The sequence below is a fragment of the Cohnella endophytica genome (assembly GCF_003628305.1).
In the GTDB taxonomy this organism is placed as follows: Bacteria; Bacillota; Bacilli; order Paenibacillales; family Paenibacillaceae; genus Cohnella; species Cohnella endophytica.
This window is the reverse complement of sequence record NZ_RBZM01000024.1, coordinates 1-1,407: the sequence shown is the minus strand read 5'-3', so window position 1 is coordinate 1,407 and position 1,407 is coordinate 1. Positions and strand designations below refer to the sequence as shown.

The 1,407-nt window shown below is 47.3% G+C and carries 2 protein-coding genes; both read right to left on the bottom strand.

Annotated elements, in window-relative coordinates; genetic code table 11:
- Window positions 1-76: 76 nt before the first annotated feature.
- Window positions 77-1,006 (bottom strand): IS3 family transposase, encoded by a 930-nt coding sequence (locus tag D7Z26_RS27080; RefSeq protein WP_267901024.1) that lies wholly within the window; start codon window positions 1,004-1,006, stop codon window positions 77-79.
- A gap of 11 nt (window positions 1,007-1,017) precedes the next feature.
- Complete coding sequence (locus tag D7Z26_RS27075) at window positions 1,018-1,341, bottom strand: transposase (protein ID WP_120980154.1); 324 nt, start codon at window positions 1,339-1,341, stop codon at window positions 1,018-1,020.
- Between the last annotated feature and the right edge of the window lie 66 nt (window positions 1,342-1,407).

The window sequence follows — 1,407 nt, the reverse complement described above, 5'->3', positions numbered from 1 at the left end:
CGGCTAGGCCCCTTAAATCTGGAGTCTGTCCCTTAAAAGAAGCCGCTCAGTTAGCGTAGCTCTTTATTTTGAGTTCTTACAGTGCTCTGTAAAATTGTGAGCGGTCTTCAAGCTGCATTACCCACTCGGAGAACCTAGCTGGTGGCATACGCCTCAAGCTTCCATGCATCCTTCGGTTGTTGTAAAAGTTCATGTACTTATCTAGCTCAAAGTACGCTTCCTCAAAGGTCATGAAAGCGACTTTGGAAAATAAATTGTCCTCAAGCACACTATGAAAAGATTCGATGTAGGCGTTCATGTTTGGCGTGCGAGGCGGGATTCTCTCGTGCGTAATATCCATGGCTTCGCATGTGTCTCCAAATAGCACACTGAGGAACTGAGGGCCGTTGTCAGTGCGCACAATCGGGAACGGGGCAGTTTCTCCGACACGTTGTCGCAATGCGGTCACTAGCGTCTGGACAACATGCTTAGCTTCGCATGCGTGCCCCCTATACTGGCCAACAACAACCCGGTCAAACACATCAATAATGCTGAATACGAAAAAGAACCTTTCCCGCCCAGTCACATAGCCGTACTTAATATCTGCTTGCCATAACTGGTTCGGGCCCGTTACCAGATGGTTTTTCGGCAGTCTACGTGGATGCTTGTTTTTCCTTTTTCGTTGTTCTTGCAAGATGCCCAGCTCGTCACAAAGCCTGTAGGATTTCTTCTTGTCCAAGATCAACTCGCGGTCATTGCGCAGACACTGTGCCAGCAGTTTGTAGCCGTACACATGCTCTTCGCCTTCTACGAGTTCAAGTAACCATGTCTTAATTTGTTCGTCGTCTACACGCGCTCCCGTCATCGTCAGAGAATAGCCGGGACAGGGGCGACCTCTATCGCGATTTACAGCTTTGTTGTCGACGTCCACACTCTGTTCGTTGTTTCGCTTTTTACGCGCGTAGTACGTCGACTCTGCCACGCTCAAAATGCGTAAGACCAGTGCTGCCTTATCGCCCCGCTTAATGAACTGGTCGGCTATTTCGAGTTTTTCGGATAAGCGGGGTTCTTCTTTTTTAAAAGCTCTCGGAGAATTTCATTTTCGAGTTCTTTTTCCCCGAGCTTTTTAATGGCTAATTGGTATTTCTCTTCAATTTCTTGAAGACGTTTAAGCTCCTGGATCTGCTCATCTGTAGATGGAATTTCGTCAATCCCAACCTTGTCACCGAATTCTCTCACCCAGTTACGAATGGTCTCAGGATGTACTTCATGTTTGCGAGCCAAAACAGCGACCTTGATTCCAGATAATGCTTCTCTTACGATCTGCATTCGTTTCTCCTCAAGCACTTTCCCTAAACGCATACTGTCCGCCTCCCCTATACAAATAGTCTAATTCAATTGGGGGACAAGACTCCAGTTTAATTAGGG

Bases quoted from the DNA above. Each gene is read 5' to 3' on its own strand.
- D7Z26_RS27075 (WP_120980154.1), bottom strand. From the start codon at position 1,341: ATGCGTTTAGGGAAAGTGCTTGAGGAGAAACGAATGCAGATCGTAAGA.